Here is a 25,466-nt window from a genome sequence, read left to right on the forward strand (position 1 = left end):
TTATAGACTTGGTTTAAAAACAAAATTCGTTTAAAGGCACATTTCATTCCGTTTTGTGCCTTGAGCGTAGCGAAAGGAATGAATATAACTATGAAAATAACTTGGCTTGGTCATGCGTCCTTTTTGCTTGAGGATTCTAAAGGAAGAAAACTTTTAACAGATCCCTTTGACTCAACTGTAGGATATTCTTTATATAAGGGCTCTGCAGATGTTATAACTATAAGTCATCAGCATTTTGATCATAATTTTATTCAAAATATTAATCCTGGCACAAAGGTAATTGATAAAGTAGGTTTTTTTAATGAATGTGATATAACAATCCAGGGAATTCCCTCTTACCATGATAAGAACAAAGGAGCTAAACGGGGCGAAAATATAATATTTATAATTGAAATGGAAGGATATAAGTTTTGTCACTTAGGGGATCTTGGACACATATTAGAAGAGAAAGATATAGATTTAATAGGTGAAGTGGATGTGCTATTTATTCCTGTAGGTGGGAATTATACCATAAATGGAGAGGAAGCCTCAAAAGTTGCGAAAAGCATAGAAAGCAAGCTAATTATCCCCATGCATTACAAAACACCTCAGCTCAGCTTTGACTTAGATGGGGTAGAAACTTTTTTAACCTTTATGAAAAATGGTGAAAGAGTTAATAGCAATACTTTAGAAATTAATGAGGACATTATAACTGGTAAAAATAACATAAAAATATTTACTATAAATTAGAATGTTTATGATAAATACTTATTATTAATTTTGTGCCTTTAAAAACTATTTTAATATCCTATATTATGCTGATGAAGCTTACGCCTATTATGACATTTAAACTTATTTATCTTACACTTTAGGCTATAAACTGTAGAAATGTAAATAAAATTTGGAATTAACAGCTTATTTTTAAATCATTTGCTTTCTTAAGCAGAATAATAGGTTTTCTTTTTACTATTATTTTAAAACAATTTATTGTTATATGGAAATTTTTCCATTATAATTGAGTTAATGTTAGTTTTATTCGTCATAGGGAATCAAATTTAAGGCTTAACTTAACATTAACCTACCTTGGTTCCCTTAGGCTTTTTAAGGTTAATAAGATAAATTTCATCTCAAAAGCCTATAGTTTTAGGAGTGGGGGGGTAAAAATTGAAAAGTAAGCATATTAAGTGTTTAGTTTCTATAGCATTTGCTGTTGGAATATCACTTAAGTTAAATAATGGGATTGCAGTTGCAGATCCGAATATAGGAAATGAGTCAACTTCTCTTAAATCTGTCAGCGGGGTTGTTATTGCTGATGCACTAAATGTTAGATCATCAGGGAATACTTCATCTTCTGTTTTAGGAAAACTTTATAGTGGTGACAACATAACTATTATTGAAAGTGTAAATGGCTGGCATAAAATTAATTTTCAGAATAAAGTAGGCTGGGTTTACGGAGAATTTGTAGAAACAAAAAAAACTATAAAAAATACTTCTAATAAAACTGGAACAATAACCGCAGATTCTTTAAATATAAGAAGTGGTGCTGGAACTAGTTTCAGTATTTTAGGATCTTTAAAAAGTGGAGCAAAAATTGATATAATAGACTCTGCTAATGGCTGGTTTCAAATTAGCTATAATGGTGCTACTGGTTATGTGAGCGGAGAGTATGTAACTCTTAATACTGGAAATAGCGATAATTCTAGACCTAGTCGTGGTGACAGTGAAAGTAACTTCTCAGTAAATAAACTTGGTACCGTTAAGGTTTCAGCCTTAAATTTTAGGACAGGCCCTGGAACTAACTATGATGTTATTCAATCCTTAAAAGAGGGAACTAAGCTAGAAGTTATAGAAGAAACTAAGGGCTGGTATAAGTGTGTTTATAACAATAATACTGGTTATGTTTCAAAGGAGTTTGTTAATTTATCCGATTCATCTGCTACCGCGCCAACACCAGCTCCAGAAACACCTACAACAGTTCCTACCATCAACGGGAAAGTCGCTTTAATATCCGTTGATGCTTTAAATGTTAGAAGTGGAGCAGGAACAAATTATGATAAAATTGAAGTGGCTAGATATGGAGATAAATTCCCTATAACTGCTCATTCTAATGGATGGTATAAGATATCTATAGGTGGTAAAGAAGGATGGATTTATGGAGAATATATTAAAATAATTAACAGCACTGATGCTGTTCCTCCTGTGGTCAGGGAAACTTCTACTATAGAATCTCAATATTCTGGTGAAGATATTGTTGCTATGGCAGAAAAATACTTGGGCACACCTTATCTTTGGGGTGGTTTTACCCCTCTAGGCTTTGACTGCTCTGGATTAGTTCAGTATGTTTATAGACAACTTGGAATTGAATTAGAAAGAACAAGCTATTACCAAGTTCACCAAGGAGTTACTGTGAGTAGAGACGACCTTAAACCAGGAGACTTATTATTCTTTACTACAGATGATTCTAGACCAGATGCAGTTTCTCACGTTGGTATTTATAAGGGGAATGACTTATTTGTCCAGGCACCAAAACCTGGAGATGTAGTAAGAGTTTCTAACCTTAACTCTGCTTACTATAGTGCTAGGTATTATATAGCAAAAAGAATTATTAAATAATAAATAATCCCTGGTAATACTTCATAAATTAATATTATGAGGGACTTTATTATATTAGGTCTATATGTAAATATAAATATATAGTTAACTCTGCGAAAAGTTATCATTAGGTTATACTTAAATACTTAACAATATATAGAATATTTAAGTATAAAAACAACTTTAATTGATAACAATATAGTTATGATTAAGGTTAACCAAATATGAAAAATTGATTTTTCGCTTTATTTTTTTATTCAGGAGGAAGTTAAATGAAAACAGGTACAGTTAAATGGTTTAATGCTGAAAAAGGATTTGGATTTTTATCAGTTGAAGGTGAAGAAGATGTATTCGTGCACTTCTCTGCTATAACAGGTGACGGTTACAAGTCTTTAGAAGAAGGTCAAAGAGTTCAATTTGACGTAGTTGAAGGAGCTAGAGGCCCTCAAGCATCTAACGTTTCAAAAATCTAACAAAAAAAATATTACACCTTTCCATTGAGAAAGGTGTTTTATATTTTTTATTTATAAATAATTATATTTTACGAAGTTTTTTTCTTTTTTATATTTTTTACCTCATACATTTTTTCATCGGCCTTTTGAACTAAATCTTGAAGATTATCTACTCCATCATCTGCTTGAACAATACCATAGCTAAAATCTAAGTTTATCTTACCTATTTTTTCTTTTTTATAAGATTCACGAATTTCTTCTATGATTTTAACTGCACTTTTTTCATCTCCATTTGGAATAAAAATGATAAATTCATCTCCAGCCATGCGCCCAAAGATATAAGAAGAATCCATTCTCATTCTCAAAATATTAGCTATAAAAATTAAGGCCTTGTCCCCTGCTCCATGTCCATAAGTATCATTTATTGCTTTAAAATTATCTAAGTCAATAAATATTAGTGTGGGTTTCTCTTTTGTAGTTTTACACATCTCTAGTTGATAATTTATAAGATACTCTAGATACCTTCTATTATAAATGCCTGTTAATACATCAAAATTGGCTTGGTACCTTAAATCATCATTCATCAAAAATACCTTTAGTACTAGCCTTAGCTCATTAATTATATATTTTAAATACCTTATATCTTCCTCTGAGAACTGAGTTCCGTCTTTAGTACTATCTAAATTAATCACTCCCATTACCTTATTGTTTATAGCAATAGGAGAGCTTAATGTACAACAAATATCTAAGGATTCTGTTTCCTCATAAATTTTATGCTTGTCAAGATTTAGTATATTCTTATTAAACCTCGAGGGGTTTTTTATAACTGCAATTCCCTGAAACTTATTTTTAGCATAGAGAAATACTTCTTCTTTTCTTAACTTAATATTCTTTAGTTCTTCATTATAACCAACTAAAGCCTCATAATGAAATAAATTATCTTCTCCCACCATTAAAATACTTCCCTTAGAAGCCTTAGGTACCATATCAATAGCAGCTCTTAAAATAAGTTCATAGACCTGTGATTTATGAGTAGCATCTATAACCTTTTCTCTTAAATAATATAATATATCTTTTGTATTACTTAGGTAATTAATTCTACTTTTACAAGAAACTATAACTATCCATTGTACCGCAACAAGTATGAAAAGTATTGAAATTAATACATACTTCATACAGACCCAATCCATAAATACCACCTCTAAGCTTCATTATATCTACTATCAAATATACTTTCAATTAATTTTCATATTTATTTAGAATAAATAAAATTCAGTAGAGAAAAAATAATAAAAATTAACTTACATGGAGGATTTAATATGCTAGGTAAAATAATTGATATTAATAACACTGATGCTTTTGTTGAACTTATGGACGGAACTACTCTGGATGTATCTATTAATCGTATTCCCCCTAATGCCAAGGTTGGAGATAAGGTAGATATAGGAATGAATAAACCCTTGAATATGTTAAATGATAAAATGATAGACTTTTTTTAAATTGTAAGTTAAAGCATTTTCTGGTGTTATAATTAACGGATAACTTTTTTCCATTAAAAATGTTTATCATTTTTCTTTAGTCTGGTTGCATTCCTGCCTACAATATATTAAAATATAATTAAGACAAAATTAAATATGTGCTAGGGGTGCCTTTTGGCTGAGAGATGATTAAATTCATTAACCCTTTTACCTGATCTGGCTAATACCAGCGTAGGGAAGCGTTTAAAATAAGTAAAGTTAACCGTATTCCTAGGAATATGGTTTTTTTATTTGAGGCTGCTTCAATAATTAAACTTTAAGCATCGTAAATTGCTCATAATTATTGTTTTTCAGTTGCCTTAAACACTCCTATAGCACAAAAATGGGGAGGAATTATTATGTCATTTATGGAGAATCTTACAGAAATCTTAGCAAACAAAACCACCATTATAACCCTCATAGGTGTACTTATAATGATGGTAGCCTTTACGAGATTTAAAAAAATTAAATTTAATTCTAGACTTATAACTCATATTGGTCTTGCGCTTGCTTTATCTACAGTGTTGCAGTTTTTTAAATTATTTGAACTACCTTATGGTGGTAGTGCTACTTTAGGAAGTATGCTTCCTATAATAGTTATTTCACTATTATATGGTCCTACAATTGGTGTATTAACAGGATTTTTATATGGCTTGATAAACTTTGTCATAGGACCAGCTTATATACTTCACCCAATACAGGTTTTATTTGATTACTCACTTCCATTTATGGCAGTAGGTCTTGCAGGAATACTTAAAGATAATCGAATTTTAGCTACAATTTTTGCTTTTTCTTTTAGATTTGTATTTCACTTCATTTCAGGAGTAGTATTTTTCGGGGATTATGCTAAGGACGGTATGTCACCAATTTTATATTCATTTCTTTATAATGGTGGATACTTATTAGCTGATTGCTTAATTTGTATAGCAATCCTATCAGTAGTAAAGATAGATTTAATTCTAAAGAAAAGTAGCAGTTTTAATAAAGCTGCATAATCCTAGCTAATATATTCTAGAATAGTATATAAAAAATAACCCAATACTCCTTACTAGAGAGTATTGGGTTGCTTTTTTATAATTAAATTTTATCTTTAGCATAGTTTAGAGATATGACTCTCCTTCACTAATTAATTTTAAGTTAAAAGTTGATCCTATCTTAAAAAGTTCTTGAAAATAAAGTTATTTATTAGTTAAAAGTTTTCTGGCTTTTTATCTGTAATATTTATCTTCCAAGACCCTTGCTCATATACATTACTTATATAGTAAACTGCTGGCTTTTCCTTTGGATTTCCTTGGAAGGTTACTGTTGCTTTATACTTTGTATCCGTATAACCTTCTGTTTTTATCTTCATTACCACATCATAACCGTCTAGATCTTCACCTTTAACATTTTCTACATTAGATATTTTTTTTAGTCTATCTTCAAAGTACATAATATCAGTGGAAAGTTGATACTTAGCTGCTTCCATATCCCCTTTTAAGTTCACACCTATCTTTTTATTCTTGTTCTCTCCTGTGTTGAACTGCTCTATGGCCCTGTATAGGGATTCATAGTATACATCTTCAAAATCAATAGGTTTTCTTATGTTCCTAAAGTTTTTAATTATATCATTATCTAGTCTGTTGGATACTATATAACTTTTTTCTTCATTATAAAAGTTAGCTCCATTTCCCTTATCTAACCCTGCTGTATAGTTGAATTTTATTATCTTATTAGGCTCTTCATATATTTCTAAAATATAATCTGCATTTAAAGAGGTTTTTTCCTGAACTTCCTTGGCACTAGATAATATTTGATAAATATCTTCTATTGCTTGCTTATCGGTTACAGTAAATTTATAACTTTTATCTCTAGTACTTTGAATAGTAACTTTCATAACCCCTCTTTGCTTTATATATTCAAAGTCTTTATTCTTCTTGGGCATCATTCCACAAGCAGATAAAAATATAGTTGTTGATATAAGCGTTATTATAATTAAATATTTTCTTAAGTTTCTCACAACGACCTCCATAATAAAAATTTAGAGAAGCATTGAGCTTCTCTAATTATTTTTTATTTTAACAAATAAATTTATTCTAATAAATTTATTTATTTTAGTAAATACAACCTTTGTTATAAAGTATGATGCAATTATAAAACATACTTTTAATAATTCTTATCATACAATCATATTATAATACTTATAGCACTAAACTTACAAGTTTTAAACTAATAATTTTTATAACTTATATATTCATAAAAATTATTATATTTTATCTTTAAATGAAATAGTGTTTACTATATTCTGTAGGAATATCGGTGTATTTTCTTTGTGTTTTTCGTCATTAATTACAAAGCTAGCTTTAATTATATAGTCTTGGTTCTTGATGTAATAGGTGTAGTTTTTATTAGTTTTACTATTATTAACATTTAAGCTGTATTGAAGAATATAGCCATCATGTCCTTTTACTTTTGCTGGGTTTAAAGTGTACTCTTTGATTCCCATATCATTGATTTCTTTTATATCCACCTCTATTAATTTTTTCATGTCATCCTTTGTTTTTATAATTTGAATAAAACCATGAGTGTAAGTGTCATCAGATACAAACTCGTTAAAATAAATAACATTTTCTCTACTGCTAGAGCCTTCACTAGCAATCCAAGACTGTGGAAGACTATAACTTAAGTTTCCTTCTAAAGCACTATATTTCTTAAAGGAGCCTATATTATTTTGAACTAGAGTGGCTACTTTTAACTTACTCTCAAAATATTGCCCAAGTCCAATTATAGTAATCATTAGTCCTATTAATATTACTACTAATCCTGTTTGCCTACTTCTTGCTGCTATTAACTTCATCGTACAGTTCCTCCCTTTTATACATTATAAATGTACAAGTGCTTTGTCTTAAGAACTTGTACATTTGTTTATAATAAAGCTAACTTTAATTTTAAACCCGTGGTAAATCATTTTAAATTAAAGTTAATTCTTTATAATATATTATGAGACTTGTACAAAAAATAGAATTAATTTATTGGAAATTACAAATAGTTGTCTTTAGTTCTATGTCTATAGAGATATTTAAAGTTCTCCTTTGTTTATGATTGTAAATTAAAAGGAACTACTCATAGCACATATTATGCGCTATGATATAGCTCCTTTTATTTATTATCGTTTTATTGGTATTACTACATTATTTGTTTTAAAATCATAGTACATGAGCCAGTGACCCATATCCTTCTCATTCTTAGATGGCATCCAAGTTACAAAACCTGTTTTACCTCCATAAGGCTGATCTTCTAGTGCCTTAGTTCCAGGTATTCCATAAATAATATATTTTAGATTTCCTTCCTCATCGCACTTATATCCAATTACAAAGTTTTTCTTCTTGGATATATATGGATAGTAACAAATCATTGGGTAGAATACTACTGTATATTTATTATAGTCATATATACAGTACATATCTTCTAGCTTATTTACAGAAACTTTGTACCATAAACAATTTTTAATGTTTTCATTTTCTCCTAATTTTTCAAAGCCTTTAACTATATTCTTAAAGAATTCTCCTGTATTTCCTAGTGGCCAATTATACTTATGCATGTCATCTTTGTACATGTCATCTTTGTTGTTCTCATAATTATTGTATTTCACATCAAATTTCTTATTATCCATGCAAGGACTGCAATGATTATCATTCTTATAATCGTCCTCATCATACATATGATGCATTAAATATTGTGGGCACTCATCCTCACCTTGGTAATGTTTTTTGTGGTTCTTGCAATGATGCTCATCTTCTTCATGATGTTTACATTTTTTGTGTTTATGTCTATCCAACTTAGAATTTTCTATTTCTTCCTCATATAAATCAAAAATATCCATATTTCTTGTAGGTGTGGTTCCTCCAGTTGTTGGCGTCATATTGATTATATTAACATCTTCGTAGTAATCTTCAAATTCATCAACAAAACCATTTGTTGTTGTTCCTGCAGAAGGTTGTGTTCCCATAGTTCCAGTTCCTGTAGTGCTTACTCCGGTACCTGTTGCTCCAGCTCCCATGCCTCCTGTTGTTCCTGTTCCAGTGCCTGTGGTACCAGTTCCTACTCCTGTTCCACCTGCTCCAGTTGTCCCTGTACCGAATCCTCCAGTTCCCATGCCACCTGTAGTTCCTGCACCTGTCCCTGTTCCAGCTCCAGTTCCCATGCCTCCAGTAGTTCCTCCACCTGCCCCAGTTCCAGCTCCTGCGCCTGTAGTCCCAGTTCCGCCGGCTCCTGTTGCTCCCGTTCCAGTGCCTGCCCCTGCACCTGTTCCTGTGCTTGGTTTAGTTGTTGTACCTGTTCCGGTTCCTGCTCCTGTAGTTCCAGTTCCTACTCCAGTTCCGCCTGTTCCTGTAGTTCCTGTACCGAATCCTCCAGTTCCCATGCCTCCAGTAGTTCCTGCACCTGTCCCTGTTCCAGCTCCAGTGCCTGTAGTCCCAGTTCCACCAGCTCCTGTTGCTCCCGTTCCAGTGCCTGCCCCTGCACCTGTTCCTGTGCTTGGTTTAGTTGTTGTGCCTGTTCCGGTTCCTGCTCCTGTAGTTCCAGTTCCTACTCCAGTTCCGCCTGTTCCTGTAGTTCCTGTACCGAATCCTCCAGTTCCCATGCCGCCTGTTGTTCCTGCACCTGTCCCTGTTCCAGCTCCTGTGCCTGTAGTCCCAGTTCCACCAGCTCCTGTTGCTCCCGTTCCAGCGCCTGCCCCTGCACCTGTGGTACCAGTTCCTACTCCAGTTCCGCCTGCTCCAGTTGTTCCTGTACCGAATCCTCCAGTTCCCATGCCGCCTGTTGTTCCTGCACCTGCACCTGTCCCAGCCCCAGTACCTGTGGTACCAGTTCCTACTCCAATTCCGCCTGCTCCAGTAGTTCCTGTACCAACTCCTCCAGTTCCCATGCCGCCTGTTGTTCCTGCACCTGTCCCTATTCCAGCTCCTGTGCCTGTAGTCCCAGTTCCACCAGCTCCTGTTGCTCCCGTTCCAGTACCACCATTTCCTGTAGTTGGCTGTGTAGTTCCTTTGGATATTGGGTAAGTAGTCCAATCTTTTGGCACATCAGTAGTTGAGAAACCTATCATAATAGGAGTTATTTTTCCGTTCATATAAACTACTGCTGCGCCAACTATCTTATCCATAGCAATATTAGTGTTGCCTATACTATTCATATCATAGTCAAAGTTAACATCAGCTCTACCATTATCGTCTATGTTCAATCTACCTAAATTTATTAGACTTCTTGGGTTTTGTTTGTCTGTTATTAAAATCATGTAATAGGGGCCTCTATCTTTTTTCAAATTCTGAACATAGTAGGATATTTTTGATCTATTATTCTTAACTTCTAATTTAGCATATCCAGAAGGTGCCTTGTCAGCGTCCATGCCATAACCTTTTTGCTCTTCTTGCAATATGATAAAATATCTACTGTAGCTTTTTCTAGGTGTCACTCCCAATTACCTCCATTATAATTTATACATTATAATATATGAGTAAGGTGCCTAAAAGATGAAAGATTTTTTCACTAGTGCAAAATAAAAATAGCAAGACTGAAATTTGTCTTGCTACTAATATGAATCTAACCCATAAATTTTTTACTTAATTTCAAGGTTAATGTAACCCAAATAAGTCATATATGAATTAAAATAATACTTTACCCTTCTATAAATAACTAAATGGAAGAGTTATTTAAGTTCTGATATAACATTAGCTAGATTTGCAAACTCACTAATAGATAAAGTTTCTCCTCTTCTATTTGAGTCTATATTTGCTCTTTCAAAGGCTTCTTTTAGTTTTTCCTTCTCAAGCCCAATATTCTTCATTGCATTAGAAAGAGTTTTTCTTCTCATATTAAAAGATTGTCTTATAACATTAAAAAATAACTTCTCATCTTTTACTTGTACCCTTGGATTTTCTAGTATGTCTAGCCTTATTACAACAGAATCCACCTTAGGTGACGGAATGAAGCAAGAAGGCGGAACTTTCCTTATAATTTTTGTGTCACAATAATATTGTGCTAATAATGAAAAGGCACCATAATCTTTTGTTCCGGGCTCTGCATCAATTCTTTCTCCTACTTCTTTTTGTATCATTATAGTTATAGATTTAATATTATACTTTCCATTAAGTAAGTTTGCAATTATAGGTGTTGTAACATAGTATGGCAAGTTTGCAACTATCTTTACACTTTGTTCTTCTCCTATAAGCTCTTTGTAATCTACTTTTAAAGCATCTTTATGTACTAATTGGAAATTTGGAAAATCCTTTAACTCCTCTTGTAGTATAGGTATAAGCTTTTCATCCAGTTCAATACTAGTTACTTTTTTTGCTGTTTTTAATAATTCTTTAGTTAGTGTTCCAACCCCAGGTCCTATTTCTATTACATAATCATCCTCTGTAATATCTGCTCCCATAACAATATCTTCTAGCACTGTATCATCCGTAAGGAAGTTTTGGCCAAGGCTTTTAGTAAATCTAAAATTATATTTTAAAACTATATCTTTAGTACTTTGGTTTTCCATACTAAATCTCCTTCTCTATGCTTTCTAGGGCCTGAATAAATTCTTCTTTTGAAATTCCATAATTGTTTAATCTAGTTATAAGCTGACCTGTATTGCAGTAACCTATACCTAGTTTTTTCCCTAAGACATCTCTTCTTTGCTTTGATTTGCCATCTCCAGTAAGTTTAAAATAAACCATATCTTGAATATCAAATTCTTTTCTTACTTCTTTAACTTCGCACTTTGCATTTTCTAAAGCTCTAATAATAGTTTCAGGAGAAGCATTTTCAACCCCTATATCTCCATCTTTAGTTCCTTCACTTTGAGTTATATAAGCGTGCTTAACATCTGGTACCCTTTTAGCAATTATTCTTCTTATCTTCTCTCCTGCAAAATCAGGATCTGTTAATATTATTACCCCTTGCCTTTTTTGCGCCTGCTTTATTTTTTCTATTATCTGTCCATTTATTCCAAAACCGCTAACAGAAATAACCTCTGCCTCTACGGCTCTTTTAACTGCTGTTATATCATCTCGTCCTTCTACCACAATAACTTCTTTAATCATAAACTTTTGCCTCCAAATATTACCTTACTTATCACATCTATTTATTGTACATTATTTCATTATACAAATTCTATACATAATTTTATATTTTACATCTAACCTGTAATAACTTACAAATAATTAATATAATTATTTAACTTGTTAATTCTAGTTATTTTATTTGGTTTTGTACGTTCATATCCCCCTGCTCTAATGCTATGCTAAATATTTTAAATATTAAATTCTCTATGTTTAGGCTTCCAACATAAGAAATTATTTATTCATATGTAAAACTCTACTAAATTATCCACTTAGACATCTGAAAATAAATAACAAGTCAAAGATGTGAGGGCTATTTTGTGTTCACAAGCAAGCTTGTGCTGGCAAGGAAACAGGTTCCGCAGATAGTGGGGCTATCAAAGGGTTCTGTTGACGCAGTATAGCACAAAATAGACAAGCAGATTGACTTATTTATTTGTTGAAGATGCCTTATTCAAGCAATAAAAAATAGGAGATACTTCTCCTATTTTAAGATATAAACATTAATTTTTCTTCTTCCCCAATTCATCATCTCTGAATAAGTATTGAAATATAAATCTAATATATTTCCCTTTATAGCACCGCCAGTATCTTCTGCTATGGCATATCCATAGCCTTCAATATATAATTTTGTACCAAGTGGAATAACTCTTGGATCTACGGCTACTGTGCTATAACCATTAGGATCACGTCTACATCTTGTACCTGTTGCTGTTCTATCTGAAGCATCTCCTCTATCTGCTGTATATGCAGTTGATGAAAATACTTTCATTTCAGTGTACAATACTTCCCCACCACCACGAGATGGTCTTAGAACCCCAAGGGTTCCAATGTCAACTATCTTTTTAATTGGATCCTTTTGAACTTTTTCTTCAACTACTTTACGGTTAACTTCTTTACCGTCTTCATACACAACCTCTGTTGTGATTGCCTTCTCTCCTGCAGCTCCTTCTTGAACTACATTTTGAGTTCCTTCAACCATTTCATCACTTTTTCTTACTTCAGTTTCAAAAGCAATTTGTTGAACTTCATTTACTACTTCTCTTTTTACTCTTGTTATTTGGATTTTCATACCGTTCTCTAACGGCTTTTCTACGGATGGAACAATTTTATCTTCTCCATTTAAAGTTATATTCTCCACAGCTAATAAATCTTTAACTGTTGGTTCTGCAGAAGAAACAGTTAAATTCTTTCCATCTACACTCACTTCAATTTCCACGGCCTTGCTAATATAAATAACATCTCCGTCTTTTACTTCACTGTCTAATGTCATAGAAATTTTATCTTTCTCTCCAACAACTATAGCATAATCCTCTAATATCTTATTAAGATTTTTAGCTAAAGTTGTTATTTGGTTTTCTTTTCCGTCAATAACTACTGTTATAGTCTTTCTTAAGTTCAAAATAGTTATAGTTGTACACATTAAAATTAGTGCTACAACAAGTAATGTCTTAGGCCAAATTGAAAAATACTTTTTCAATTTATCTTTGGCAATGATGTTCATAAAGATTACCTCCCCCAGACAAGAGTACCAAGTAATTATATATTACTGTAGTTTAGGTGTCAAATTTTAGCACTCTAATCTCTTGAATTGACTGTAGTAAATGCATCTTATGCATAGAATTATAATTATAAATAATTCCACTTTGACATCTGAAAATAAATAATAGGTTAAAGATGTGAAGGATGTTGATGACTTATTTATTTTTTGAAGATGCCTTAATGCTCTATATCAGTCTGCGCCTGGTAGAATTGAAGTGTTTTTTAATGTATATTCAAAAATAAAATAAATATTCCCATATTCTAAAATAATTTAATATATTAAAGGTAATTACCAATTATTAACATTATAATGGATTAGCTTAAATAAAGCAAGTTTTTTCCATTTTTTATAGTATTTTCTTCAACTTCCTCTTTTGTAATCCCTTTAAGTTGTGCAATTTCTTCGATAATATATTGTATATAATCTGATTGATTTCTTTTTCCTCTATAGGGGGTTGGTGCCATGTAAGGACAATCGGTTTCTACTAGTAATTTATCTAGTGGTACAATCTTTGCTACTTCCTTAATAACCTTTGCATTTTTAAAGGTTACAACACCTGTAATTCCTATGTAGTACCCAAGCTTTAAGCATTCCTTAGCAAATTCCACACTACCTGAAAAACAATGTACTACACCCCTGACATCACTGAATTCCTTCATAATTTCTAAGGTATCTTTATGGGCTTCCCTATCATGAATTACTACTGGTAAGTTAAGTTCCCTCGCTAGCTGCATTTGCATCCTAAAAGCCTTCTTTTGAACCTCCCTTGGAGGATTTTCTTCCCAATAATAATCTAGTCCTATTTCCCCAATAGCTCTTACTTTAGGGTTCTTAGCGTGACTTCTCATTTCTTCAATTAGCTCTTCATTAACTACTTGGGCATACTCTGGGTGAATTCCTACTGCTGCGTATATAAAATCGTAGCTATTTGCAAGTTCAATGGACATATTCATGCCTCTTAAATCTGAGCCACAGTTTAAAACTCCAATTACTCCATTTTCTTGTATTTCTTTTAAAACCAAAGCTCTATCTTCATTAAATTGACTGTCATCGTAATGTGCGTGTGAATCAAATATCATGATTTTCTCCTATTCTAACTTTAATTATCTTTTATTTTACTAGTATAAGTACTTCACTAATTTGAAAGTACACACTCCCCATATAAACAAATGAGATAATTCTATTGATATAGTTAAGTAAATCTTATCCCTAGTAAAAGTCCTTTCAAAATTTATTCTGTTATAACTCAAGCATCTGAAAATAAATAATAAATCAAAATAGACTAACATACTGACTTAGTTATTTTTTAAGATACCTTATAATGGACATAAATCATAATTATATCACAGTCCCATTATGAGTTATGTCCACCTTTTTAGTTTTTATTCCATTTTATGGTTAATCGTTGATTTTTTAATAGAAGGACGAAAGTATTGGAGATAGTATTCCCATGACAGCTCCCAATACTGCTCCTAGCCAAGTTATGGCATTAAGCTCCTTACTTGCTATTTCTAAAATTATTTCCTCTGCATAGGTAACTTCAAATTCATTAATTTTCTCTTCTACAACCTTGGAAATATTGAATAACTCTATAAAATCTGATGCTTTGTTTTCTATAAAGGTAGTGTAAATACTTAATGCAATGGCTGAAACCTTTAAGGATAAGTCTCTTCCTTCTTTTTGGAAGATAAATTTCATTTCAGTACTTAAAAATCTTTGTAACCCGCTACTTAAGAACTTATTTAAACCAGCTTCTAATTCAGGGCTTTCGAAAAGTTTATTTAGTTTACTTTCAAGAAATTTGGCTATGTCTTCTTCAACATTTAGCCCTACTTTAGCAAGTATTTCACCTAAAGTTTCGTTTTCTTCTAGGTTCTTTTCAAGGGCTTCTATAACCTTTTGAATTACATCATATTCCTTAAGGTTATTTAATAGTAATTCATATAATTTTTCTCCAATTGATACTCCTTCACTAGCAGGAATATTTTCTAAGATATCTATGACTTTAGTTTTTGTAATTTTAGTTAAGATTTCATTTAAAATAAGTACTACGTCCACTAGAGTTTCTTCTGTCTCTAGCATTTCAGAAGCTCCATCTACAACTTTATTGTAAATAGTGTCTGGGTTTACAAACATAGCTATCATAGGATTAAGTTGTGATGATACCACATTACCTATAATCCCTTTAATTTTAATTTCATACTTTTCTTCTCTTAACATACTCTGTATGTACTTACCTATATCATGGCGTTTATTGTACATATATACCTTTAGATTTCCTATTACTGTAGGTGGAATTATTTCCTCCAAAGTGTTCTCTTTTATGCTATCTAATTTGCCTGAAATTAAACTTAAGATATTTTCTTTAACAGTTCCTGCTTTTACACTTTCATCTAAACTATTAAGTAAATTAAGTTTTATTTTTTCATAACCTTGTGAAGATAAAAGAGCTTTAGGCGAATTGTTAAGAAGTTCTTTAACTTCTTTGCTTACCATAGACGTCACTACCTGTTTAAACTCTTCACCTTTAATTTCTTCTATTACCAAAGTTGTTATATTTTTTTCTAAATCCTGTCTTATTTCTTCGTAGTGATCACTTAGTAAAAGCTTTGCATTATCTTCTAAAGTTGAGTTACTATTTTCTAATTTTGTTACCTCACCTTTTACCCACCCTGAAAGGGCATCTTTAATTTTATCGCTGCATAAGGAATCTAAAATAGTTTCCTTTGTTAAAAGGTGAGCTCCTATAGCTTCCCCTACACTCCTAGCAATTCTTTTTCTTTCCTTAGGTATAAGCCCTGGAGTAAAGGGTATTTTAACACCAAAAATCCTTTTTTCCTCATAGGGTCTGAATAACATTTTTATTGCAAGCCAGTTAGTAATATATCCTATAACTGCTCCAACTAATATACCAATTACATATTCCATTTAACTTCCTCCTTTTGTAATAAATATGATTATAACTCTATAAAACCTATGAATTGATACTTTGCTTAACTTATACATGTCTATTACTGCCTTAAAGGTTTTTTAGGTAGCAGCTTTTAGTGTATTGGTAAATATTATATAATGAAAAATTATAAAACTACTTTTTTAATATTGCAACCTTTAAGGTAAATTTTGTTTACTATAACTATTCCTTTATTGATATAATAGCTATGAGAAAACATTTTTTTAGTGAAAGGGCTGAGATTATGATATTTGACACTCACACTCATACTAGCTTTTCTTCGGACTCAAAGATGAATATTAAAGATGCAATAAATAAAGCTAAAGCCTTAGATATTGGCTTAATTATTACAGATCATATGGATTTAAATTACCCTGAAAAGGATAAGTTTAAATTTAATGTGGATGATTATTTCAAAACTTATGAAGCCTATAAAAGCCCTTCTCTTCTTCTAGGTATTGAACTTGGAATGGATACAGGTTTTGAAAAGGAAAATGCTTCTTTAATAAAATCTTATAACTTTGATCAGGTAATAGGTTCTCAACACTTTCTTCATGGCTTTGATATATATGACTCTGCTTTATATGATGCTAAGACTAAAGAGGAACTATTTAGAGATTATTTTCTTGAAATAATAGCATCACTAAAAACCCATAGTTATATAGATACCTTAGGGCATATTGATTTTATTTCAAGATATTGTCCTTTTGATGATAAGGAAATATATTATAGAGATTACTCTGACCACATTGATGAGATTATAAAGTTATGTATTTCTTATGGTATTTCCATGGAAATTAATAGTCGCAGGTTAGGTAATCCGACTGCTTTTAATCCTCTTATAGATATTTATAGAAGATACAAAGAACTTGGGGGAGAATATGTTACCATTGGTTCTGATGCTCACTATGCAGAGTATATCGGCTCTAATATAAATAAAGGGCTTGCCATAGCTGAGACTTTGGGTCTAAGACCTATTTACTTCAAAGATAGAAGAGCTGAGTATATGAAATAAGCACATAAAAATAAGCTATAAGAGGGGGATTATCTCTTATAGCTTGGGGGATAATTAGTCCTATACTTACTCAAAATAGGACTTATAGTATGGGGGGATGTTAGAAACTTCTTTAATTTGAGTATCTATTATAATTATCTCCACTTACTTAAAAATTATTCCTTTGTATCATACATTATTTCGAAATATCCTTGTGGGAATTTGCATGCTGGGCAAACCTTTGGCGCCTCAGTTCCCTCATATATATAACCACAGTTTATACACTTCCAGTACTGCTCAGTATCTCTCTTATATAATCTATCATTTTTAAGAGCTTCATATAAATCTAAATATCTCTGTTCGTGTCCTTTTTCGATTTCTAATATTTTATTAAAAGCAAATTCAACTTCAGGATAACCTTCTTCTTTTGCAATTTTTGCAAACTCTGGGTATGCTTTACCCCATTCTTCTTTTTCACCTTCTGCAGCTGCCATTAGATTTTCTAAAGTATCTCCGTAAGCTACTGGGTAATCTGCGTCTACATGTATTTGGTTCTTTCCAAGACCTTTAACTAAAAAATCAAAGAATATATAAGCATGAGCTCTTTCATTATCAGCAGTTTCATAGAACACATTAGAAATTTGCATATGTCCTTCCTTTTGAGCAACCTTAGCATAGAAGGTATATCTATTTCTTGCTTGGGACTCTCCTGCAAAAGATTTGGCTAAGTTGTCTGCAGTTTTGCTTCCTACTAAACTTTTCATCTAAAAAACACTCCTTTAAAATTGTTATATGTATTTAGGCATCTTCAAAAAATAAATAAGTCAATCTGCTCGTCTATTTTGTGCTATACTGCGTCAACAGAACCCTTTGATAGCCCCACTATCTGCGGAACCTGTTTTCTTGTCTATCACAAAATAGCCTTCACATCTTGGACTTGTTATTTATTTTCAAATGCCTTATTTCATTCTGATTCTAATATTTCCAAAACCTACATTAATAATTCATTTAAATTTGCCTTTAGATATTAGGCATTTTTAAAAAATAAATAAGTCAGTATGTTTGTCTATTTTGAGTTATACTGCGTCAACAGAACCCTTAGATAGCTCTCTACTATCTGCGGAACCTGTTTCCTTGTCTGCACAAGCTTGCTTGTGAACATAAGCTTGCTTGTGAACATAAGCCTGCTTATGAACTAAAAATATCCTTCACATCTTTGACTTGTTATTTATTTTCAAATGCCTTAGTAGAAACTTAACTAAAAAAAACTGAAGGTTGCTGATTATATGTACCTATATAAAAGATTTAACTTATACATAAAATCTACCATGGTTTTCTTAAAACTTTTTCAAAATGAATATAGTAATCTCTTCATGAGGTTGTATCCTAACATTGATTTTATATTTTTACTTTGAGCTAAAAGTTGAACTTCCTGTAAAACAAAAAAGAAAGCTCTAGAAATATCTAGAACTTTCCTTTTAACTTCATTTTTACCTTAATTATTTACCCTGATAAGTTAACTAGTAATTATCTTACTATAGAACCTGTTGGTAAATCTCCCGGATTTGTAGCAAGTAGCTTGCTATCATCATCTGTTGATCCATAAAGTATCATTCCTTGAGATAGCTCTCCTCTTAAAGTTACAGGCTTTAAGTTTGCAACTAAGATTACATTTTTACCTATTAATTCTTCTGGCTTATAGTGCTCTGCTACCCCAGATATTACTTGGCGAATTTCTCCACCTAAATCTACTTTTAATTTTAAAAGCTTCTTAGCCTTTTTCACTGGCTCACACTCTAAAACTTTTACTACTCTTAAATCTATCTTGTCAAAATCATCTATAGTAATTTCTTCTTTAATTGGAGTCATTGGTGCTCTTTCTGGTTGTTTTTGAGCTTCAGAAAGTTTGTTTAACTCTTCAATTTTTGCATCTACATCTATTCTTGGGAACATAACTTCTCCCTTATTTACCTTAGTTCCTGCACTAGTTCCGTCAAAGGCGGAAAGACTATTCCAAGAAGCTACCTCAACACCTAATTGGCTATTTATCTTAGCACTTGTTGATGGCAAGAAGGAAGAAAGTAATGCTGAAGTTATTCTTAAGGATTCTGCTAAGTTATATAATACTGTAGCAAGTCTTCCTTTTCTGCTCTCTTCTTTTCCTAGAACCCAAGGTGTTGTTTCATCTATATACTTATTTGTTCTTCTAATTAAAGTCCAAATATGATCTAAGGCATCAGATACTTTTAATTTATCTATTTCTTTTTCTACTTTTCCTGGTACTTCAAGAGCAAGTTTTATAAGCTCATCATCCACTGCTTCTTTTTCATCTGGTGCTGGAATTACTCCGTCAAAGTACTTTTCAATCATTGTAACTGTTCTTGAAACTAAGTTTCCAAGGTCATTAGCTAGGTCTGAGTTTGTTTTCTTTATGAAAATCTCATTGTTGAATAATCCATCAGAACCAAATGGAATTTCATGTAATAAGAAGTATCTCACTGCATCCACTCCAAAGTGCTCAACTAATACCACTGGATCTACTACATTACCCATAGATTTAGACATTTTTCCACCATCAACTAAAAGCCAACCGTGTCCAAAAATTTGCTTTGGAAGTTCTAATCCTAGGGCCATTAACATTATTGGCCAATAAATTGTATGGAATCTTAAAATATCTTTTCCAATTAAGTGTACATCTGCTGGCCAGTACTTATTGTAAAGCTCAGTGTTATCACTGTTATAACCTAATGCTGTAATATAGTTTGAAAGTGCATCTATCCAAACGTAAATTACGTGTCCTTTATCAAACTCTACTGGTATTCCCCAGTTGAAAGAAGTTCTAGATACACATAGGTCCTGTAAGCCTGGTTTTAAGAAGTTATTAACCATCTCATTTTTTCTTGACTCTGGTTGTATAAACTCAGGATGAGACTCAATATACTCTAAAAGTCTATCTGCATACTTTGACATCTTAAAGAAATATGCTTCTTCCTTAGCCTTTTCTACTGGTCTACCGCAGTCTGGGCACTTTCCATCTTTAAGCTGAGTTTCTGTCCAGAAAGCTTCACAAGGAGTACAGTACCAGCCCTCATAAGCTCCTTTATAGATATCTCCCTGCTCGTATAATTTATTGAATATTTTTTGAACTGCACTAATATGATAATCATCAGTAGTTCTTATAAACTTATCATAGCTTATGTCCATAAGTTTCCAAAGGTCTTTAATTCCTGCAACTATTTCATCTACATATTCCTTTGGAGTAACTCCTTTTTCCTCAGCTATTCTTTGAAGCTTTTGACCATGTTCATCTGTTCCAGTTAAGAACATTACATCATGACCTGTAAATCTTTTAAATCTTGCTATAGCATCTGCTGCTACTGTAGTGTAAGTATTTCCTATATGAAGCTTTGCAGATGGGTAATAAATTGGTGTGGTGATATAGTACGGTTTTTTGCTCATCGTTTCTTCCTCCTCTATTAAGCATCTTCGAAAAACAAGTAAGTCAGTATGCTTATCTATTTTGTGTTATACTTCATGAACAAAGCCCTTAGATAGCCCTGCTATCTTTGTAACCTGATTCTTTGTCTGCACAAGTTTCCTTGTGTGCACAAACTCCCTTGTGTGCACAAGCTTGCTTGTGAACTAAAATATCAATCATCTCTTTGACTTATAAATTGTTTTTAGATACCTTAAATGAATTATAATTACTCTTCAATTTTATAGGATAGTATTTCTTGCTAATTTACGAACCTAACTCCATTTTTTATCGGTTAGTTATTCATATTTCAACGTGAATTTCAAATCCTTAAAATAGGTTAAAATAAAAAAGTCTCTATGTGGAAATATTTCCACATAGAGACGTAATATACGTGTTACCACTCTACTTCATACTTATTTCACAATAAGTACCTTAATAAGTGACTCCCCTAAAAAGGTTTTATCACCCTGCAATATATCGGTTGCCACCGTATTTTCCTAAATAAATTTCAGAAAATCTGCTCCAAGGCCATGTTCTCAAGGTTTATTCTCACTGGCTTTCACCTACCCCAGCTCTCTTTAGAAAACTCTCCTTAATACTCTTCTTTTCATAGCATTAATTTTTCTTTTATATTTATTATTATGATATGATAAAGAAAAAATTATGTCAATATATAAAATTTATTTAATAAAACCTACAAATAGAGCTAAAGTTAAAAAACTATCGATGAAAATTGGTTTAGTATAACTAAGAGCCAGTACATTTTTTTCTAAGTCATCCTTATAGTTTAAGTATCCGTATATTAAGCAAACTATGCTAATGGCAGCCATAGCAGAAGCTCCAACTAAGAAAGTGAAGTTCACTGGAAGGGTTCCTTGAAGCTTTTTAAAAAAGAATCCCTTTACAGCTAATATTTTAACTATGGCAGTGACAATATAAGTTAAAATAAATATAGCTTTTCTAATTCCATAGGAAAATCTATATTCTATTAAAGATAACAAACTAAATAGGGTAACTGATGGAATTATCCAAGTCATACCATTAGTTATTACATAAGCTAATGAAAATAATAAAGATTCAGAGGTTTCCACAAATACTTGAACTTTTTCATCAAATCTAGGTTTGTTATTAACTTCCTTAAAATCCTCTCTAGTAGAAGTAATATACAGCTTAGCACTTCCGTCTTTTATTGGATCTACAAATACTACTGTGTCTTCATAAATAGCAGGACTTATGGATACTGCTTTAGTTCTCGATACAACCTCAGAGGCTACTCCTAAATTTCCTTCAATAGGCATTTCTATTATGTCTGTTTGGTTTTTTCCCTTAGGCATATCCCTAGTTGAGCTTAGAAGAAAGGTCCCTTTGTCATTTCTGTAAGGCACTGGGGTCGCAAGGGTGACTCCTTCTCCATTATAGATATACCCCTTTTCTGCAAACCTATCTTTTATAGGAAATTCTCCACTATCTAAGGTTTCCCCTGTTTCAAGGGAGAAAGCCACATACTTGTATCCTGTATAATCACTTTTGTACATATATTCAATTAAGTTTGTAACTATATCTTTATTTATTACAGAAGTCATAGTTGAAAATCTTACTCTGCTTGATGGACTCATGGCACCACCAGTTTTTATTTCCGAAGCTACTCCATTATCTAAGAAGAAGTAACTAAACTCCCCAAAATAATTTGAATAAACTATACAATCTTTATTGTTATACTTAACTACAGAAGCTAAGAAGGTATCATCCCCTGTGTTTACTGTGGTTACCTTATTTTCTTTTAAGCTAATCAAATCAATTTTCTCTTTATATACTGCACCTAAAGTATTATCATCAATTTTTATATAGCTACGTAGTCCCTGAACTGAAGTGGTATCTAACACATTTAACCCTTCATCAATATAAGAAACCGTTAATTCGCCACTATCTCCACCACCAATAATATAGGATAGTACAAGTTTACCTTCTTCACTGACAAATATATTAATATTTTGTGGTACCTCAGTATTTACTGGTATTGAGCTTTCCTTTAAAACCTTCCCTAAAGGGTCTATGGATATAAGGTTAATATTCATGCCTTCACTAAAGGCCACCATATAATTATCTTTAAATTTAGTTATAGATGGTAGTCCTTTAATATCCCCCTTATGAACTAAAACCTCTTTTGCCCACTTTTCTGAAGGAGGCTGAATTGCCACATCATAATTTAGCTTATAATGGTAGCCAAAAATTGCAAGAATTATAGTAATCATGACTATATAAAAATATTTATTTATTTTCATTATCATCGCCCCCTACTGCTTTTTTAATACAACTTCATGTGGATTAAAGGCGTCCCTTAGGGCATCTCCTAAAATATTAAAACATATTATGGTTATAGATATTACAAGTGCTGGTAAAAATACTACGTTAGGATAAAAATGCAAAGAAAAACTTGCATTAAAGAACAAGCTTCCCCAGCTTAATAAAGAGCTTCCAAACCCAATGAAACTTAGCGTACTTTCAAGTAATATTACATTAGGTATCTCAAGAGTTATGGTAACTATAGCAATACTTATTACATTTCTCATTAAATGCTTGCTAATAATCCTAGAGGTGCTTGCTCCTAAAGCCTTAGCTGCTAAAATATATTCTTGTTCTTTTTGTTGGATAAACTGCCCTCTTATAAGATTGGCTACATTACACCATCCACTTATAGTTAATGCAATTACAAAGGTAAAAACTGAACGCCCTAGGATTAAATTAACTAGTATAATTACAACTATCAAAGGTATGTTGGTCAAAATTTCAATTATCCTCATTAGAATATCGTCTGTAAGTCCTCCATGATAGCTACATATACCTCCATAAATCATTCCAACAACCAAATTTATAAAGGCAATTAGTATTCCTAAAATTAAAGAAGTCCTAGCTCCCTGCCATACTCCTGCAAATACATCACTTCCCCAAGCATCTGTACCAAAGAAATGTTCCATTGATGGTTTTAAATTCTTAATTTTATAATCCTGTTGCAAATAAGAATACTTTGACACCATCGGATAAAATATAGTCATAGCTATAATTATTAATAAGATAGTTGCAGTTATAATTGCTGCTTTATTCTGCAAAAAAGCTTTTCCAACACTTTTCCAATAGGTAAGGCTTGTCCCTTCCCACTCTTCTACAATAGTAGAGTTATCAACTCTTTTAAATCTTTCTATGTTCATATCCCCCATATATATTCCCCCTTAAAATCAACCCCAGTAAGTCAATTCCCTTTTGTAACATTATTACTATATTATACCATGGTAAATTAGAAATGAATGAAGTTTCAAAAAATTTAATTTTTTCATTTTTGGGTGTGGTGTAAATGATTTCATTTTTTTGATATAATAAATTATTACTTGTTTAAGGGGGACTTTTATGAATCTTACTAATATTAGAAACTATGTTCATAAGGATAATGTAAGGGATGTTTTACTATTAGCACTTCCTGCTGTGGGTGAAATGATTTTATATATGCTAGTTTGGGTGCTAGATACTGTAATGGTAGGTCAATATGGTGGTGAGTTGGCTGTAAGCACTGTTGGTATTTCCTGTGAAATTGCCTACACTATTTCCAACATATTAATAGCTCAAGGCCTCGCAGTAGGGATCACCTCTATTGTAGCCAGAAGGTATGGTGCTAAGGAGATAGATACTGCTGAAGAATATGCTACCATTGGATTTTCCCTTGGAGCCTTTATAAGTGTTGTTGCTACATTTTGTATCTTCCTATTTGCGGAGGACTTGCTTACCTTAGCAGGGGCAAAGCCTGAAGTTATTTCTTATGGTGTTTTATATATTCATATTGTTTGCATTGGTCTTTCTTTCAACATGATGACTAGCATGTTTGCTGCAATTCATAGGGCTTATGGGAACACAAAAACTCCTCTTATTATTTCTTCAGTTGTTGTCCTTGTTAATTTGGTTTTAGATGGGGTTTTGATATTTGGTTTGTTTGGTGCGCCTGAACTTGGAATTAAGGGTGCGGCAATTGCTACTGCCATTGCACATATTTCTGGTTTTTTGTATGCTGCAATTTATACCTATAAGAAATCACTAATTAAGATAAAGCTTAAATATTTAAAGTTTTTCAGTTTTACTAGACTTAAAAGTTTAATTACACTGTCTATTCCTGCTTCCATGCAAGAGGCGGCTTATGGTATAAGTAAACTCGGTACCACCTTTATGATTATGTATCTTGGTACCACTGCCTTTGCAGCAAATCAAATTACCTTAACCCTTGAATCCATATCCTTCATGCCTGGTTGGGGCTTTGCAGTTGCTGCAACAACTTTGGTTGGGAATAAAATAGGTGAAAAAAACTTTGAAAAGGCTAAGGAATATGCTTATACTTCCACTATTTTAGGTATCGGAGTTATGCTTGTATTTTCCCTTATATTCTTAAGTATACCCACTGAGCTAATTAAGCTTTTTATAGCTAGTAGTGAAACAGAAGTTATTACTCTTGGGGCCGCTTGCCTTATGATTGCTGCTTTTGAACAGCCAACTATGGCGGTTTCTATGATTATGGGTGGAGCCTTAAAAGGTTTTGGAGACACTAGAACTCCATTTGTAGTAGCCTTCATTACTTCTTGGTTTATTAGACTACCTCTTGTATATTACTTTATATACTTAAACAAAATGTCTATAACCTACTTTTGGTGGATCTGTGTAATTCAGTGGACTATTGATGGATTATTCTTATTTATTATGTTTAAGAAAAAATTCAAGTCCTTAGAGGCTTACTCGTAAATTTTATAAAAAAGGCGTGCCTCGGCACGCTCTCTCTTTTGCCTCCAGCTCTTAGGCGTAGCCTGCTATCAAAAAAATACTTGTCTCCTAGACGATTTTT

General features: G+C 32.3%; 20 protein-coding genes, 1 riboswitch and 1 other annotated feature. Of the genes, 7 read left to right on the forward strand and 13 right to left on the reverse strand.

The window, feature by feature from the left end; genetic code table 11:
- Window positions 1-90: 90 nt before the first annotated feature.
- The 3 genes from J2Z44_RS18955 to J2Z44_RS18965 all read left to right on the forward strand — a co-directional run bounded on the left by J2Z44_RS18955 (window position 91) and on the right by J2Z44_RS18965 (window position 3,044).
- The gene (locus J2Z44_RS18955; protein ID WP_021283976.1) at window positions 91-729 is read left to right on the forward strand and encodes an MBL fold metallo-hydrolase; all 639 of its coding nucleotides are present in this window, start codon (window positions 91-93) and stop codon (window positions 727-729) included.
- 414 nt (window positions 730-1,143) lie between these two features.
- Window positions 1,144-2,592 (forward strand): C40 family peptidase, encoded by a 1,449-nt coding sequence (locus J2Z44_RS18960; protein ID WP_209649945.1) that lies wholly within the window; start codon window positions 1,144-1,146, stop codon window positions 2,590-2,592.
- A gap of 251 nt (window positions 2,593-2,843) precedes the next feature.
- The gene (locus J2Z44_RS18965) at window positions 2,844-3,044 is read left to right on the forward strand and encodes a cold-shock protein (protein ID WP_021283973.1); all 201 of its coding nucleotides are present in this window, start codon (window positions 2,844-2,846) and stop codon (window positions 3,042-3,044) included.
- Between the two features lie 68 nt (window positions 3,045-3,112).
- Here the strand turns inward: J2Z44_RS18965 and J2Z44_RS18970 are convergent, their stop codons facing one another.
- Window positions 3,113-4,213: a sensor domain-containing diguanylate cyclase gene (locus J2Z44_RS18970; protein WP_209649947.1), complete on the reverse strand. Its 1,101-nt coding sequence runs from the start codon at window positions 4,211-4,213 to the stop codon at window positions 3,113-3,115.
- A 129-nt stretch (window positions 4,214-4,342) separates the two neighbouring features.
- Here J2Z44_RS18970 and J2Z44_RS18975 point away from each other — a divergent pair, with 129 nt between their 5' ends.
- Both J2Z44_RS18975 and thiT read left to right on the forward strand, forming a co-directional pair.
- Window positions 4,343-4,522, forward strand: coding sequence for a hypothetical protein (locus J2Z44_RS18975; protein WP_021283971.1), 180 nt, complete (start codon window positions 4,343-4,345; stop codon window positions 4,520-4,522).
- 132 nt (window positions 4,523-4,654) lie between these two features.
- Window positions 4,655-4,756, forward strand: a riboswitch (TPP riboswitch).
- A 143-nt stretch (window positions 4,757-4,899) separates the two neighbouring features.
- Window positions 4,900-5,535, forward strand: coding sequence for an energy-coupled thiamine transporter ThiT (gene thiT / locus J2Z44_RS18980; protein WP_021283970.1), 636 nt, complete (start codon window positions 4,900-4,902; stop codon window positions 5,533-5,535).
- Between the two features lie 194 nt (window positions 5,536-5,729).
- Here thiT and J2Z44_RS18985 read toward each other — a convergent pair whose 3' ends face one another.
- From J2Z44_RS18985 to J2Z44_RS19020, 8 genes are all read right to left on the reverse strand, one after another.
- A complete protein-coding gene (locus J2Z44_RS18985; RefSeq protein ID WP_209649949.1) occupies window positions 5,730-6,539 on the reverse strand; it encodes a YhfM domain-containing protein in 810 nt (269 codons plus the stop codon).
- 246 nt (window positions 6,540-6,785) lie between these two features.
- Window positions 6,786-7,376 carry a PsbP-related protein gene (locus tag J2Z44_RS18990; protein ID WP_021283967.1) on the reverse strand — a complete coding sequence of 197 codons (591 nt, stop codon included), beginning with the start codon at window positions 7,374-7,376 and terminating at the stop codon, window positions 6,786-6,788.
- 309 nt (window positions 7,377-7,685) lie between these two features.
- Complete coding sequence (locus J2Z44_RS18995; RefSeq protein WP_209649951.1) at window positions 7,686-9,992, reverse strand: DUF7922 domain-containing protein; 2,307 nt, start codon at window positions 9,990-9,992, stop codon at window positions 7,686-7,688.
- A gap of 234 nt (window positions 9,993-10,226) precedes the next feature.
- Window positions 10,227-11,063, reverse strand: a complete 837-nt coding sequence (rsmA, locus tag J2Z44_RS19000) for a 16S rRNA (adenine(1518)-N(6)/adenine(1519)-N(6))-dimethyltransferase RsmA (RefSeq protein WP_021283029.1) — start codon at window positions 11,061-11,063, stop codon at window positions 10,227-10,229.
- A 1-nt stretch (window position 11,064) separates the two neighbouring features.
- The gene (rnmV, locus tag J2Z44_RS19005) at window positions 11,065-11,607 is read right to left on the reverse strand and encodes a ribonuclease M5 (protein WP_021283028.1); all 543 of its coding nucleotides are present in this window, start codon (window positions 11,605-11,607) and stop codon (window positions 11,065-11,067) included.
- A gap of 502 nt (window positions 11,608-12,109) precedes the next feature.
- On the reverse strand, window positions 12,110-13,129 hold the full coding sequence (locus J2Z44_RS19010; protein WP_021282511.1) for a resuscitation-promoting factor: 1,020 nt from the start codon (window positions 13,127-13,129) through the stop codon (window positions 12,110-12,112).
- Between the two features lie 353 nt (window positions 13,130-13,482).
- Complete coding sequence (locus J2Z44_RS19015) at window positions 13,483-14,247, reverse strand: TatD family hydrolase (protein ID WP_021282510.1); 765 nt, start codon at window positions 14,245-14,247, stop codon at window positions 13,483-13,485.
- A gap of 334 nt (window positions 14,248-14,581) precedes the next feature.
- Window positions 14,582-16,096 (reverse strand): DUF445 family protein, encoded by a 1,515-nt coding sequence (locus tag J2Z44_RS19020; protein WP_021282509.1) that lies wholly within the window; start codon window positions 16,094-16,096, stop codon window positions 14,582-14,584.
- A 266-nt stretch (window positions 16,097-16,362) separates the two neighbouring features.
- On the opposite strand from J2Z44_RS19020, the gene J2Z44_RS19025 reads away from it, so the two are divergent.
- On the forward strand, window positions 16,363-17,133 hold the full coding sequence (locus J2Z44_RS19025; RefSeq protein WP_021282508.1) for a histidinol phosphate phosphatase: 771 nt from the start codon (window positions 16,363-16,365) through the stop codon (window positions 17,131-17,133).
- A gap of 155 nt (window positions 17,134-17,288) precedes the next feature.
- Here J2Z44_RS19025 and rbr read toward each other — a convergent pair whose 3' ends face one another.
- From rbr to J2Z44_RS19045, 4 genes are all read right to left on the reverse strand, one after another.
- Complete coding sequence (rbr, locus tag J2Z44_RS19030) at window positions 17,289-17,876, reverse strand: rubrerythrin (RefSeq protein WP_021282507.1); 588 nt, start codon at window positions 17,874-17,876, stop codon at window positions 17,289-17,291.
- A gap of 763 nt (window positions 17,877-18,639) precedes the next feature.
- Entirely contained in the window at window positions 18,640-20,571 is a 1,932-nt protein-coding gene (gene metG / locus J2Z44_RS19035; RefSeq protein ID WP_021284997.1) for a methionine--tRNA ligase, read from the reverse strand.
- 392 nt (window positions 20,572-20,963) lie between these two features.
- Window positions 20,964-21,210 (reverse strand) — a binding site (T-box leader).
- Between the two features lie 60 nt (window positions 21,211-21,270).
- The gene (locus tag J2Z44_RS19040) at window positions 21,271-22,872 is read right to left on the reverse strand and encodes a hypothetical protein (RefSeq protein ID WP_209649953.1); all 1,602 of its coding nucleotides are present in this window, start codon (window positions 22,870-22,872) and stop codon (window positions 21,271-21,273) included.
- A gap of 12 nt (window positions 22,873-22,884) precedes the next feature.
- Window positions 22,885-23,805, reverse strand: a complete 921-nt coding sequence (locus J2Z44_RS19045) for an ABC transporter permease (RefSeq protein WP_021284999.1) — start codon at window positions 23,803-23,805, stop codon at window positions 22,885-22,887.
- A gap of 187 nt (window positions 23,806-23,992) precedes the next feature.
- Here J2Z44_RS19045 and J2Z44_RS19050 point away from each other — a divergent pair, with 187 nt between their 5' ends.
- Window positions 23,993-25,366, forward strand: a complete 1,374-nt coding sequence (locus J2Z44_RS19050; RefSeq protein ID WP_021285000.1) for an MATE family efflux transporter — start codon at window positions 23,993-23,995, stop codon at window positions 25,364-25,366.
- Window positions 25,367-25,466: the final 100 nt, after the last annotated feature.

Origin of the sequence: Clostridium punense, assembly GCF_017874425.1 — a bacterium.
Taxonomy (GTDB): domain Bacteria; phylum Bacillota; class Clostridia; order Clostridiales; family Clostridiaceae; genus Clostridium_J; species Clostridium_J punense.